This window comes from Acinetobacter sp. KB005, assembly GCF_049949095.1.
Taxonomy (GTDB): Bacteria; Pseudomonadota; Gammaproteobacteria; order Pseudomonadales; family Moraxellaceae; genus Acinetobacter; species Acinetobacter calcoaceticus.
The window spans coordinates 3727403-3741730 of the sequence record NZ_CP188191.1 but is presented as its reverse complement, the minus strand read 5'-3'; the positions used below and the strand labels follow the sequence as shown (position 1 = coordinate 3741730).

Genomic DNA, 14328 nt, shown 5'->3' with positions numbered 1-14328 from the left:
ATATAGTCAAATTTCTAGTTTTTTTTTAATCAAAAATAAACACAAAAGACAGAAGTAGCGTCTAAATGTTCTTGAATGTTTCAATTGCTTTAATACGAGTTTCTTTTAAATCAACAATTGGTTTTGGATAATTCAATTGAAGATTAGTTTTAGTTGGGTATGGTTCATGAATCATTTTATTGTCTAGATGAGCTAATTCATTCACCCATTGACGAATATAATCTCCATTTGGGTCAAATTTCTTAGATTGAGCAATAGGGTTAAAAATTCGGAAATAGGGTACAGCATCAGTTCCGGTCGATGCACACCATTGCCAGCCACCATTATTCGCAGCTAAATCACCATCGATTAAATGCTGCATAAACCACTGTTCACCTACTCGCCAATCGATGAGTAAGTTTTTACACAAAAACATAGCGGTAATCATGCGAACACGATTATGCATCCATCCCATTTTTTGTAGCTGACGCATGCCAGCATCAATAATCGGTATGCCTGTTTGACCATTTTGCCATGCGACCAAATGCTCTTGATTATTTTCCCACTTAATATTTTGAGTATTTTTCTTAAAAGGATAGTGTTTAGAAACATGCGGGAAATCAAATAAAATATGTTGATAAAATTCGCGCCAAAGAAGCTCATCTAACCATGTTTGCTGGCCTTCGTTTGTCAGATGAAAGTTGCCATGTTCGGCTCGAAAAAGGGCTTGTAAACATTGACGGATAGATAAAATTCCAAGATTTAAATAGGGAGAAAGTTGGCTAGTTCCTTTTACATTTGGAAAGTCACGTTCTAATTTATAAGTAGATAAATGATCTTCAATAAATAAATCGAGCTTATCCAGAGCAAAATCTTCTCCAGTAGGCCATAAGTCTTGTTGCTCTTTCGAAATTGATGAGTCAAAAAAAGCTTCAACATCTTCTAGATCTAAACTTTTTATATTTGAAAAAGACTGCGGATAGGCATTTTGTTTCTCAGGAATTGGATAGCACTGAGGCAAACCACTTATATCTAGTTTTGAATAACATGCTTTTTTAAATGCGCTAAAAACTTGATACGGTTGCTGTGACTGATTGCGAATGGAACGTAAAGGGAAAATCGTGCGGTCATGAAATAAAAAAAGCTCTTTACTCTGCTGATTTAAAGCTTGTTGTACAGTTTTATCTCTTTTCAACTCATTCACGCCTACTTCTATATTTGAGTAAACATTTTCGATATGCAGTTGTTGAGCGAGCTTAGAAATATAGTCTGCAATATCTTTCCAGTAGGGAATGACTTGAATGATAAGTGGAATATTAAGCTGTTCTAATTCTTTTTTAAGTTGTTGAAGCTGACGTAAATAGAAATTAATTTTTATAGGCGCATCGTGATGTATTTTCCACTGTTCAGGCGACAAAATAATTAACCCAATCGAAGGGCCTTGCTGGCAGGCATGCCATAATGCAGCATGATCCCGAACTCTCAAATCCTGACGAAACCAAATAAGCTGATTTACGTTTGACATGAAAGATACCCTTATAAAGTTGAGTGAGTTAGAGGTTTGTTATCCAGATATTATATAAAAATAAATACATAAAAAAAGCAAAGCCGAAGCTTTGCTCTTATCATCTTTAAAGATGAATTAGTGGTGATGACCACCAGCACCGTGTACGTGACCGTGATCTAATTCTTCTTCAGAAGCTTCACGGATTTCTACGATTTCAACTTCAAAAGTTAAATCTTGACCAGCAAGTGGGAAGTTAGCATCAACAACAATGTTGTCGCCTTCAACCGCTTTAACAGTTACGATCTGAACGCCGTCATCTGTTTGCGCTTGGAATTGCATACCAGGTTGAATGTTCTCAACACCTTGGAACATTTGAGCTGGAACTTCTTGAACTAGGTCTGGGTTGTATTCGCCATAACCTTCAGCTGCTGGTACATTAACAGTAAATTTTTCACCAACAGTTTTACCTGTTAATGCATTTTCTAAACCAGGAATGATATTGCCTGCACCGTGCAAATAGGCAAGTGGTTCACCTTGAGATTGATCAAGTGTTTCACCCTCAGCGTTTGTTAATTTGTAGTGGAATGAAACCACGTGGTTATTTGCAATAGCAGTCATGTTTTTGATCCATTCAATCAATTAAAGCGTACATCATAAAGTGAAAAATAAATTTTGTAGACTACAAAATTTGAATCTTTAACACTTTTATATAATGCGTTTTTATCTAAATAGGGATGAACTTAAAAAATTCAACTCAATATAGTTTAATTTTTGGACGTACACGTCTTGTAAGTAAATCTTTCATTGTGAGTAGTCCAGCCTGTGTGTACCCGTGAATCGTTGCTTGATGTAAACGATATAAAGATACGTACATTGTTTTGGCAATATAACCTTGCACACTTACATCGCCAAGTAATTCTCCAACGGCTTTATTACGGCTTAAAGACACAAGCGAACCTTTGTCGTTAAAGCTAAACATGGGTTGTGATCGGCCATTAAGTCGAGCAGCCATAGCATCGACTAAAAAGCTCGCTTGTTGGCTTGCAACTTGAGCACGCGGGCCAAGTGGAGGGTGTCTTGCATCAAGTTGGCAACGGGCGCAATCACCAAAAGCAAATACATTTGGGTCGGAATAGGTTTGTAATGTTGCGTAGACCATCAGGCGGTTAATATTATCGCGTTCAAAATCATTGAAACTTTCTAAAACTTTAGGTGCTTTTACACCAGCAGCCCAGACGGTAATATCACTTTTTAATTGGTCACCATTACTAAAATAGATGGAATGCTCATCAATTTTTTCAACGCGATGTTTTGTTAAAACTTCAATGCCCATTTTTTTGAGCTGTTTTGCACTATGCTCAGCCGTTTTTTCACTTAGAGCAGGTAAAATGCGCTCAGAAGCCTCAATTAGGGTAATTTTAACTTGGTTGGGATGAATCTTCTTTAAACCATATCGATAAAAGTTTTTAGTCGTTTCAATGAGTTCGGCAGCAAGTTCTACACCTGTTGCACCCGCACCAACGATTCCAATATTTAAAGTCCGCTGATTTGGCTGATTTTGAGCTTCAATATACAGATGTAATAAATCTTGCTGGAAAATATCGGCTTGCTTTCTGCTGTCGAGGAAATGACAGTTTTCACGCACGCCTGCTGTATTAAAGTCATTTGACACAGAACCAAGCGCTAAAATAAGCGTGTCATAACTCAGTTGTTGCACATGGGTGCTTTGCTCTTTAGAAACTTGAGGGGGAATTAACTCAATTATTTTTTTATTTTTATTAACTCCAACTAATGTTCCAAGCACAAATTCATAGTGATGCTTTTCTGCATGGGCAAAATAGTTAGTTTGTTCTTCGTGTGGATTTAAAGATCCAGCAGCAATTTCATGAAGTAAAGGTTTCCAGATGTGCGTCAGGTTTTGGTCAATTAACGTAATCTTCGCTTTATGAGTTTTCCCAAAAGTTTCACCGAGTTGTGTCGCAAGTTCTAAGCCTCCAGCACCACCACCAACAATTACAATATGATGTAAATTTTGGGTCATTTTTATCACCTAATTATTTTTCTATAAAAAAAAGATGGCTGAATTATGCCATCTTTTATTTATAAAATTTATTGTGCATCTGTGCACAATTTGATGTTTTTAGTGCGAATCTAAAGGGTAGAGTTTTGCGGCACTATGTTCACTCGATGAAAAAATAGAGAAGAGGCTAGAAAACCACATCATGATTCTTTGGAAAATATTAGCTTCTTCAATATGTACGTTATCTTCAATTTGAAGACTACGGATCAGCTGGTTGTTTTGATAAATAGATACTGTTGCCAAACTCATGACTTTCATTAATGGCGCGGTTAATTGTTTTTCATTTAGTTCAATATTTACATGTGTTTGAGTCTTTTCGAGTGGAGTAATCACTTTTGGCTGTAAATTGCTATCAAGTACTTGAATGCGTTGAGTCACATTGTCAAAAGTATTTAAGTCAATTGGTGCTGGGTCTGCATATAGCGACGTCGTTACAATCGTCGGCTGCTTTGTTGCGACCTTAAACATTTTTAAAGTCGATTTTACAACAGGCAGTTCGGCAATTAATTTCTGCTCAGGAATAATGACTTCATCGCGTGTGTAAGCATAAGCAAGATTCATTAATTTATCTGCAATCTCAGCTCGTTTTACCGCACTTGGTGTACCTAAAACGATGACTAATAAACGTCTTTGAGCTAAGTCAGATGAAAATGAAGGGCGAGATGCCGTTAATGCCAAATTATAACCTGCTGCTTTAGTGTAGCCAGTTTTTAGACCATCAACAGATGGGTCATATTTCAGTGCAAGGTTTGTTGCATGATGGAAGCGTTGGTTGTAGCTAAAGCTTGGCATTTTTGAATAATGCAAATATTCAGGCGTTTCTTTAATTACGGCCTGACCTAATAAGCTTAAATCATGTGCTGTAGTGTAATGATCCGGCATCGTAATTCCAGGAGGGTTACTAAAATGGGTATCTTTCATACCCAAAGCCTGAGCTTCCTGATTCATACGTTGTACAAAATGGGGAACATCACCAGAAATTTTTTCAGCTAAGGTCACGGCTGCATCATTTGCAGACATCACAATTAAACCTGCCAATAACTGATCAACAGAAATTTGTTCACCAGCTTTAAGATACATTTGTGATTCATCCCACTGCACGACACTTACTACCGGTGTTGCAGTAATGATTTCTTCTTTTTTCAGCTTTCCAGCTTTAATCTCTTTTAAGGCAATATAAGCAACCATCATTTTAGTTAAAGATGCTGGTGCGCGCTGCACATGGCTATTGTGCTCGGCAATAATTTGACCCGATTGAGTATCTACAATGGTCCATGCAGCGGCTTCAACACTTTCAGGTGCAATATTGAGTAACGCAGCATTGGTTAGGGTAGTGCAGAAAATACTGAAGAGGGTAAAAAGAGATAGAAAAAATTTCACGGATGACCTTAACTTTTACTGGCAAATACGGGACACAGATGCACAGCATGCTATGCCTTTTTTTAATTGAAGGCTAGTGGAAATTGTTGCCAAAAAATACATGTACGCAAGACGATACAAAAAAGTGATAATCTAATGTGAAGCCGTTCTTATTTTTAAATTGAAGAATTTATGTTGCATTATCAAATTGAGTTCGATGATTACAAACAACACCTTGTTCACGTGACAATTCGTTTTTTAGCCAATCCGAATCAGGAACTTTGGCTACCAACGTGGATTCCGGGTAGTTATCTAATTCGAGAGTTTTCAAAACATATTGAATCCGTTAAAGCTTATGATGAAGCTGGGCGTATGCTGGACATTAAAAAAACGAGCAAGAATCGCTGGCGTTTATTTAATACAGATCACGAATTAATGACGATTGAATATGATGTGTATGCATATGATTTGTCTGTACGTGGTGCATATGTAGACCAGACGCGTCTATATATTAATCCAGCGTGTGTATGTCTAGCTTTGGAAGGTCAGGAGCAGTCTGCTTGTGAAGTCGAAGTTTTCTTGCCAGATGAGTTAAAGCATTTTCAGTTAGCAACCGGCTTAGCTTCAAAAAGTCTAGTCAAAGGGCGCTTTACTTTAAAAGCCGATCATTATGATCAATTGATTGATAGCCCGTTTGAACTGGCTGATCAAACACGCTTTGGCTTCGAAACACATGGCATTGAACATGAGTTTGTAATTTCTGGCTCACATAATGCCAATATTGATCGCTTAAAAGCCGATATTGAAAAGATTTGTGCAGCTGAAATAAATATGTTTGGTTCAGCGCCATTTAAAAACTATACCTTTATGACGATGGCAACAGGGAATAGTTATGGTGGATTAGAACATTGCAATAGTACAAGTCTGATTACGCCACGCGACGATTTACCAAAATCGAATGAACCAACTGAACCTTCTAAAGATTATCAACGCTTTTTAGGCTTATGTAGTCATGAATATTTTCATTCATGGTTAGTAAAGTTTATTCGTCCAGAAAACTTTGCAAATTATAATTTGCACCAAGAGGGCTACACCTCTTTACTTTGGATATTTGAAGGTTTTACTTCATATTACGATGACCTGATTTTATTACGTAGTGGCGTCATTTCTCAGAAGTCTTATCTTGATTTACTCAAAGCACAAATTGATCGCTATTTGCAAAACCCAGGTCGTTTTGTTCAAACAGTGGCCGAATCAAGTTTTGATGCTTGGATTAAATTTTATCGTCAAGATGAAAACTCAAATAATGCGGGTACCAGTTATTACAATAAAGGTGCTTTGGTTGCATTGTGCCTAGATTTAGGTTTACGCCTACGTGGTTCTAGTCTTGATGCTTTAATGCGTCGGTTATATGAAAATACTCAAAATGGTATGCAAGTAAATGAGCGAACCATTTTTGATTTATGTAAAGAACTGACGGGTGATAACTGGATTGAACAAATTAATCATCTGATTAACACGACTGATGAATTACCGCTTGATCAGTTGCTTCCTGAATTTGGCTTAAGCTATAGAGTTAAAACTGACAAATCTTTGCCATTAGGCTTGAAACTTGTCGATAAGCCAGAAGGCGTACTCGTGCAAAGTGCTCGCCGTGAAAGCGCTGGAGCAAAAGCAGGTATTTCTGCCAATGATGTGATTATTGCAATTGATGGTTTAAAAGCATCCACTAAGCTTATCGAGAAGTATGCAAAACAGGGCGGCACTTATACTGTATTTGCTTTCCGTCGTGATGAATTAATATCTTTTGCAGTCGATTGCGCTACATCTGATTTAACAGAAGTTGAACTTGTAGTTGAAGATCAAGCTAAAACTGAAAAATGGTTAAAAGCATAGATTAAAGCTAAATAGTTTATAAAAAACCGATGTTTTGCACATCGGTTTTTACTTTTAAGTACTTCTAAATGGTGAAATCCGTTTTACCTTTGAGTTTATTTTGAATGAAAAGTATAATAATTGTCAGAACACTGAAAGATATCTCATGTAAGTTAATCATGTTTAATGCCTGAAAAGTGATCTGAATGTGCGTATTACAATGACTTAGATATCAGAAAATTATCTATATATTTGAATTATGTATTATTTCGCTACGAAATGTCGTTATCACTGGATATTTCGTTGACTGGAAGGCAATGAGAGCCGATACTCTCAGGGTTTTATTTAAGCATATCGGTTCGTAGGCACTGGGCCAAAAGCTCGGTCCTCAACACTCAATCAAACGGAAGGGGCTATATATGGCTGGTGAAAAGTCAACTATTATTTACACACTGACTGACGAGGCGCCACTATTGGCGACCTATTCGCTACTGCCGATCATTGAGACCTTTACTAAGCCAGCTGGCATCGAGATTATTAAAAGTGACATCTCTGTAGCTGCACGTGTGCTCGCAGAATTCGCTGAATACCTAAGTGAAGAGCAAAAGGTAACTGACAACCTTGCAGAGCTAGGTCGTCTTACACAAGATCCAGATACTAACATTATCAAACTCCCGAATATCAGTGCGTCTGTTGCGCAATTAACTGCATGTATCAAAGAGCTTCAATCAAAAGGTTATGCAATTCCTGATTATCCGGAAAATCCTGCAACCGAAGAAGAAAAATCAATCAAAGCTCGTTATGGCAAGTGCCTTGGTTCAGCAGTAAACCCTGTCCTTCGTGAAGGTAACTCTGACCGTCGTGCTCCAGCAGCAGTTAAAAATTACGCAAAAAAACACCCTCATTCAATGAGCGAGTGGAAACAGTGGTCACAAACTCATGTTTCACATATGGAAGAAGGTGACTTCTACCATGGTGAAAAATCAATGACACTTGATCGCGCACGTAACGTGAAAATGGAACTTATCACGAACAGTGGTAAGAGCATTGTTCTTAAGCCAAAAGTTGCGCTACAAGACGGCGAAATCATTGATTCAATGTTCATGAGCAAGAAAGCACTTTGTGATTTCTATGAAAAAGAACTTGATGATTGTAAAGAAGCGGGTATTTTGTTCTCGCTACACGTAAAAGCGACAATGATGAAAGTTTCACACCCGATCGTTTTCGGTCACTGTGTGAAAATCTATTACAAAGAAGCTTTCGAAAAACACGGTAAGTTATTTGACGAATTAGGTATTAACGTCAATAACGGTATGGCTGGGTTATACGAGAAAATCGAAACTCTTCCAACATCATTACGTGAAGAAATCATTGAAGATTTACATGCTTGTCAAGAACACCGTCCTGCACTTGCAATGGTTGACTCGGCAAAAGGCATCACAAACTTCCATTCACCAAACGACATCATCGTTGATGCTTCTATGCCAGCTATGATCCGTGCTGGTGGTAAAATGTGGGGTGCTGATGGTAAGCAATATGATGCTAAAGCTGTTATGCCTGAATCAACATTTGCTCGTATTTACCAAGAAATGATCAACTTCTGTAAGTGGCATGGTAACTTCGATCCGAAGACTATGGGTACTGTACCGAACGTTGGTTTGATGGCTCAAAAAGCTGAAGAATACGGTTCTCACGACAAGACTTTTGAAATTTCAGAAGCTGGTATTGCAAACATTACCGATCTTGACACTGGTGAAGTGTTATTGACTCAAAATGTTGAAGAAGGCGATATCTGGCGTATGTGTCAGGTTAAAGATGCTCCGATTCGTGACTGGGTAAAACTTGCAGTAACTCGTGCACGTAACTCTGGCATGCCTGCGATCTTCTGGCTTGACCCATACCGTCCACACGAAAATGAATTGATCAAGAAAGTACAAAAGTACTTAAAAGATCATGACACGAATGGCTTGGATATTGAGATCATGTCTCAAGTTCGTGCAATGCGTTACACACTTGAGCGTGTAGTACGTGGTCTAGATACTATTTCTGTGACTGGTAACATCTTACGTGACTACTTAACAGATTTGTTCCCAATTATGGAACTTGGTACTTCTGCGAAAATGTTGTCTATCGTTCCGCTTATGGCGGGTGGTGGTATGTACGAAACTGGTGCGGGTGGTTCAGCGCCAAAACATGTACAGCAACTTGTTGAAGAAAACCACTTGCGTTGGGATTCGCTTGGTGAGTTCCTTGCTTTAGCAGCTTCTTTAGAAGAGATGGGTATTAAAGAAAATAATGCTCGTGCTAAGTTACTTGCGAAGACTCTTGATGAAGCGACTGACAAGTTACTTGACAATGGTAAGTCACCATCACGCCGTACGGGTGAGATTGACAACCGTGGTAGCCATTTCTACTTATCACTTTACTGGGCTCAAGCGCTTGCTGCACAGGACGAAGATGCTGAGTTGAAAGCTAAATTTGCTCCTCTTGCAAAAACTTTAGCTGAAGAAGAACCGAAGATTGTTGCTGAACTTGCTCAAGTGCAAGGTAAACCAGCTGACATCGGTGGTTACTATGCAATTGATAAAGCAAAAGTAGATGCTGTAATGCGTCCAAGTGCTACATTTAATGCAGCTCTTGCAACTGTTGAGGCTTAATTACTAATTCGTTAGTAAATAGCTTAAAGGCCGGTGCATATGCACCGGCTTTTTTATTTTTAGAAAAATAACAGGCATTAAAAAAGCCCACTGATGTGAGCTTTTAAAAGTTTAAATCTTATCGACTATTGCGGCCACGACCACGTGGTGCTTTAGCATTTGGACGAGTTGTACCATTGGTTTTACGACGAGGCTTTTCACCTTCATCCATTTGCCAAATACGTTTTGTACCAGACTTTTTCGTAGAACCATCTTTGTTTTTACGAACCATCGGTTTGCCACCAGTACCACCTGGTTTTTTTACGTATGAACGTGAACGATAAGGTTCTTCAGCTGGAACATCTTTAAAGTCAGGGTAAAGCAGAGGCTCAATTTCTTTAACATCACCAGGTTTTAAACCGAGTTGAACTAAATCAATTGAACCAATTTTAGTACGAATTAAACGTAAAGTTGGAAAACCTACCGCAGAAGTCATACGACGAACTTGACGGTTACGGCCTTCGCAAATTGAAATTTCGATCCAAGATGTTGGAATATTTGCACGAAAACGTACAGGCGGGTTACGTTCCCATAACCATTCAGGTTCACTGACTTTAATGGCTGTAGCAGGAAGCGTCATACCATCGTTAAGTTCTACACCTTTACGAAGCTGCTCAAGCGCTTCTTCAGTTACATCGCCATCAACTTGAACTAAATACGTTTTGTATTTTTTATTTGCAGGGTTAGTAATGAACTGATTCAGACCACCATGATCAGTTAAAAAAACTAAACCCTCAGAGTCCATATCAAGACGGCCTGCCAAACGCAAAGTCGGGTCATCAACAAAGTCAGAGACGGTCATATGCGCTTCGTCTTTACGAAACTGGGAGAGAACGTCATATGGTTTGTTGAGAATGACAATTTTCATAAAAAATGACTTCTTCTTTCAAATAACTAGAGAAAACATTGAGGTTTATTTAAGTGAGAAATCTTATTATTTCTCATATAAATCCCAAAAATGATTAATTTCAATTAAGCTATTATGCGTTAAGAAGAGTTGAAAGTATTGTGTATCGATAATTATTTTTAGTTAATTAAGTATTATAAAAGGGAGAATTCACATAATGGGTTATCAGAAGATCGTGGTTCCTGCAGATGGCGACAAAATTAAAGTAAATGCAGACCTGTCACTGAATGTACCAAATCATCCAATTATTCCTTTCATTGAAGGTGATGGTATTGGTGTGGATATTACACCAACCATGAAAGCAGTCGTAGATGCTGCTATTTTAAAAGCTTACGGCGGCAAGCGCTCAATCGAATGGATGGAAGTGTATTGCGGTGAAAAAGCCAATAAAATTTATGGCAGCTATATGCCGGAAGAAACTTTTGAAGCACTTCGTGAGTTCGTTGTCTCAATCAAAGGTCCTTTAACGACACCAGTGGGTGGCGGTATTCGTTCACTCAACGTTGCCTTACGCCAAGAATTAGATTTATATGTTTGCGTACGTCCAGTGCGTTGGTTTGAAGGCGTACCTTCACCAGTTCAACACCCAGAATTAACAGACATGGTCATCTTCCGTGAGAATTCGGAAGATATCTATGCAGGGATTGAATGGAAAGCCGATTCTGAAGAGGCTAAGAAAGTCATTAGATTCCTTCAAGAAGAAATGGGTGTGACAAAAATCCGTTTCCCAGAAGGCTGTGGTATTGGAATTAAACCTGTATCGAAAGAAGGTTCACAGCGTTTAGTACGCAAAGCCATTCAGTTTGCGATCGAAAATGATAAGTCTTCGGTGACGCTTGTTCACAAGGGTAATATCATGAAATATACCGAAGGGGCGTTCAAAGAGTGGGGCTATGAGCTGGCGCTTGATCGTTTTGGTGGAGAACTGATTGATGGCGGTCCATGGGTTAAAATTAAAAACCCAAGAACTGGTAAAGATATCATTATTAAAGATGTGATTGCAGATGCGTTTTTACAACAGATCCTAATGCGCCCAGCTGATTACTCTGTTATCGCAACCCTTAATTTAAATGGTGACTATATTTCCGATGCGCTCGCAGCAGAAGTAGGCGGCATTGGTATTGCACCGGGTGCAAATATTGGTGGTGCAATTGCTGTTTATGAAGCAACTCATGGCACTGCGCCTAAATATGCTGGTCAGGATAAGGTAAACCCAGGTTCTATCATTTTATCTGCGGAAATGATGTTACGTGATATGGGCTGGACAGAAGCTGCTGATCTGATCATTAAAGGAATTTCTGGAGCGATTGCAGCTAAAACCGTAACTTACGATTTTGAACGCCTAATGCCGGGTGCAACTTTATTACGTTGTTCTGAATTCGGTGATGCGATTATCAAACATATGGGAGAGTAGTCTTCTATTAAAAAGCCCTCAGTTGAGGGCTTTTTTTATTGCAAAAATTCAGGGTGCTTAGTGGTCTTCGTGATGCCGACTTTCTTTTGATAACTCTGATCTATGGCCTGAATAATCAGAACAAAGGCAATTAAAAATAGGGGGAAGAACAGAGATTTCATGATTCGGTTTCTCCGAGAGTTGAGATGTAAGTAGGGCGTACAGGAAGTAAAAGGCAAACTGCAAAGAGTAGAACGATTCCACCCAGAAGAAAGAGATGTGCGTAAGACCAATGCAAATGATGCAAAGTACTAATGACGACACCACCTAAAAGCTGAGTGCTAGCAAATCCAATCGTGGCTAGACTCCATAGCTTTTGATAACGCTGTTCATAAATCTGTAGCAGACTATAAGAGCTAATAAACACTGTCGCGGGAGTAAGTAATCCTGTAAGAAGGGAAGATAAAGCGAGCAAAGAAGTGGTCTGGGAAAAGAAAGGTAAAACAACAGCTAGACAATAAATGGCATATAACCATTTAATGGTGTGTAAATATCCTATTATTCTGCTTAAGCAATAAGCGACAAATGCACCAATGCAGCTTCCTGCTCCATAGAGAACCCAAAATAAATTCCTTTGCTCTAATGAGAAATGCAAAGTTCCAGATAAATAATCCATCCAGAATAGAGAGTGAGGAATATAAGCAAAGGCACTGCACATATAGGCAATAATAATGACAAGACCTAAACGTGATTTTTGTGAGGCTTGCAGGTTGGTAGAATGCGGTTTAATCACCTGAGCCGTATTACGGCTTAATAATTGATAGAGCAGTACGCTTCCTAATATGGAGATACCCGCAAAAATATCCCAAACATAATGCACAGGTATATTTTTAAGTACAGGAATAATAATGGTGGCAGATAACACACCCACGCCAATCCCGCTAAATCCTAAAAAATTAACTTTTAATCTTTGCGTGATGGGAATGTATTTCATGGCAAAGCTTGGGGCTAAAATCATAAGTAAGCCGCCAGCAATACCAGAAACCGTACGCCAGAAAATGAACCATGCCAGAGGCATATCCATGAATGAGCAGCATAGTAGGCTGAGGCTACCGGCAATAGTTGAGAGTACGATCATGGATGGGATGTACTTTTCTTTAATACTCAATAACGCCAATAAGGCACCAATGAGATATCCCAATAAATTTGCACTCCCTAAGAAGCTGGCAAAATCATGGGTCCAGTGATATTGCTCAATCATGATGGGCATGAGTGCAGTATAGGAAAATCTAAACACTCCAATACCCAAACAAGTTGCCAAAAAGACAAGTAAGCTCATTCGATAAAACGTAGACATGAGAAGACTCTCAATTTTTTTATTATTAAAAGCTAGTTTTTTAATCATTAAAAATGATTTAATAAGATGATAGTTATCTTATTTTGAGATAGTGTAATGTTATTAAAGTCACTAGAGTTTTTCTTGGCGGTCGCAGAGAGTGGAAGCTTTTCATTGGCTGCACAAAAAATGTATACCGTTCAATCGAATATCACGAGCCATATAAAAAAACTTGAAGAAGAGTTGGGGGTGATTTTATTAAATCGTCATAACCCAGTGACGCTAACCAATGCAGGACAACAGCTACATAGTTATGCCGTTCAAATGCTTGCACTACACCATAAAGCTAAAAAAATCTTTCAAGAAGGTGGAATTGATCCTGCTGAATCAATCCGACTTGGAAGTATGGAGACCACTGCTGCGATACGTTTGCCGCAGTTACTTAATCAATGTATGCAGCAATATCCTACTTTACCTATTGAGCTCCAAACTCATCCGACACGTTATTTATTAAATGCTGTACATCAGGGTGAATTGGACTGTGCTTTTGTAGCATCTAAACATTCCATCCCTGAGTTATATAGTTTTCCAGTGTGGCATGAAGAGCTGGTTCTGGTTTGCCCTAAGCAACAAGAGAGCTTTCCAGACATGGCAACCCTTGCAAAAACAAGGTTTATAGCATTTCGACAAGGTTGTTCATATCGACATGCAATAGAGCTTTTCTTGAATGACTTTAGTATTCCACCTTCGCAAATTATGGAAATGGGAAGTCTGGACGGTATTGTGAGTTGTGTAGAATTGGGTGTTGGTTTTGCTTTATTACCTAAGTCTTATCTGGCAAAAGTTGCAGATAAAGTGTCCGTCAATTGTTTTGGACTAAATACGGAATCTGCTTTTTTCACTACATATTTAGTTGCCCAGTTACCCGAAACATGGGGAACCAATTTAAAGCAGTTTATTTATTTTATTGAGCAACAATTTCAATTAAAGGTTGCTTAGGTAGAGGCTGATTTTTATACATAAATATCTTACGTAATTTATAAATTAAAAGTGATATATATGTATTTAAAAGTCATTTTATATTCTCACGCAGGTTTGTAATCATCTTGATGCTATAAAATTGTTGAAAAGGGTAGTTTATATAGGCCGGCTATGGTCAAATATGCCCCCTTGAAAGATGAAACAAGCAATAATTT

The 14328-nt window shown here is 38.5% G+C and carries 11 protein-coding genes; 4 read left to right on the top strand and 7 right to left on the bottom strand.

What is annotated here, in order from left to right; all coding sequences use genetic code 11:
* Positions 1 to 61: 61 nt before the first annotated feature.
* The 4 genes from ACPF64_RS17865 to ACPF64_RS17850 all read right to left on the bottom strand — a co-directional run bounded on the left by ACPF64_RS17865 (position 62) and on the right by ACPF64_RS17850 (position 4946).
* Positions 62 to 1504 carry a cryptochrome/photolyase family protein gene (locus ACPF64_RS17865; protein ID WP_426454906.1) on the bottom strand — a complete coding sequence of 481 codons (1443 nt, stop codon included), beginning with the start codon at positions 1502 to 1504 and terminating at the stop codon, positions 62 to 64.
* A 117-nt stretch (positions 1505 to 1621) separates the two neighbouring features.
* Positions 1622 to 2104, bottom strand: a complete 483-nt coding sequence (locus ACPF64_RS17860) for an FKBP-type peptidyl-prolyl cis-trans isomerase (RefSeq protein ID WP_003650377.1) — start codon at positions 2102 to 2104, stop codon at positions 1622 to 1624.
* Positions 2105 to 2240: 136 nt separating this feature from the next.
* Positions 2241 to 3527 carry an NAD(P)/FAD-dependent oxidoreductase gene (locus tag ACPF64_RS17855; protein WP_426454903.1) on the bottom strand — a complete coding sequence of 429 codons (1287 nt, stop codon included), beginning with the start codon at positions 3525 to 3527 and terminating at the stop codon, positions 2241 to 2243.
* Between the two features lie 99 nt (positions 3528 to 3626).
* Positions 3627 to 4946 carry a D-alanyl-D-alanine carboxypeptidase PBP6B gene (locus tag ACPF64_RS17850; RefSeq protein WP_426454901.1) on the bottom strand — a complete coding sequence of 440 codons (1320 nt, stop codon included), beginning with the start codon at positions 4944 to 4946 and terminating at the stop codon, positions 3627 to 3629.
* Positions 4947 to 5117: 171 nt separating this feature from the next.
* On the opposite strand from ACPF64_RS17850, the gene ACPF64_RS17845 reads away from it, so the two are divergent.
* Both ACPF64_RS17845 and ACPF64_RS17840 read left to right on the top strand, forming a co-directional pair.
* Positions 5118 to 6821, top strand: coding sequence for a M61 family metallopeptidase (locus ACPF64_RS17845; RefSeq protein WP_426454899.1), 1704 nt, complete (start codon positions 5118 to 5120; stop codon positions 6819 to 6821).
* A gap of 398 nt (positions 6822 to 7219) precedes the next feature.
* The gene (locus tag ACPF64_RS17840) at positions 7220 to 9457 is read left to right on the top strand and encodes an NADP-dependent isocitrate dehydrogenase (RefSeq protein WP_045429701.1); all 2238 of its coding nucleotides are present in this window, start codon (positions 7220 to 7222) and stop codon (positions 9455 to 9457) included.
* Positions 9458 to 9575: 118 nt separating this feature from the next.
* Here ACPF64_RS17840 and ACPF64_RS17835 read toward each other — a convergent pair whose 3' ends face one another.
* Positions 9576 to 10364 carry an rRNA large subunit pseudouridine synthase E gene (locus ACPF64_RS17835; RefSeq protein ID WP_005038961.1) on the bottom strand — a complete coding sequence of 263 codons (789 nt, stop codon included), beginning with the start codon at positions 10362 to 10364 and terminating at the stop codon, positions 9576 to 9578.
* Between the two features lie 196 nt (positions 10365 to 10560).
* Here ACPF64_RS17835 and icd point away from each other — a divergent pair, with 196 nt between their 5' ends.
* On the top strand, positions 10561 to 11817 hold the full coding sequence (icd, locus tag ACPF64_RS17830) for an NADP-dependent isocitrate dehydrogenase (protein WP_132068846.1): 1257 nt from the start codon (positions 10561 to 10563) through the stop codon (positions 11815 to 11817).
* 35 nt (positions 11818 to 11852) lie between these two features.
* Here the strand turns inward: icd and ACPF64_RS17825 are convergent, their stop codons facing one another.
* Both ACPF64_RS17825 and ACPF64_RS17820 read right to left on the bottom strand, forming a co-directional pair.
* Entirely contained in the window at positions 11853 to 11978 is a 126-nt protein-coding gene (locus tag ACPF64_RS17825; RefSeq protein ID WP_426454896.1) for a hypothetical protein, read from the bottom strand.
* Positions 11975 to 13201, bottom strand: coding sequence for a YbfB/YjiJ family MFS transporter (locus tag ACPF64_RS17820; protein WP_426454894.1), 1227 nt, complete (start codon positions 13199 to 13201; stop codon positions 11975 to 11977). Before ACPF64_RS17820 ends, ACPF64_RS17825 begins: the two co-directional genes overlap by 4 nt.
* 48 nt (positions 13202 to 13249) lie before the next feature.
* Here ACPF64_RS17820 and ACPF64_RS17815 point away from each other — a divergent pair, with 48 nt between their 5' ends.
* Positions 13250 to 14131, top strand: coding sequence for a LysR family transcriptional regulator (locus tag ACPF64_RS17815; protein WP_151744644.1), 882 nt, complete (start codon positions 13250 to 13252; stop codon positions 14129 to 14131).
* Positions 14132 to 14328: the final 197 nt, after the last annotated feature.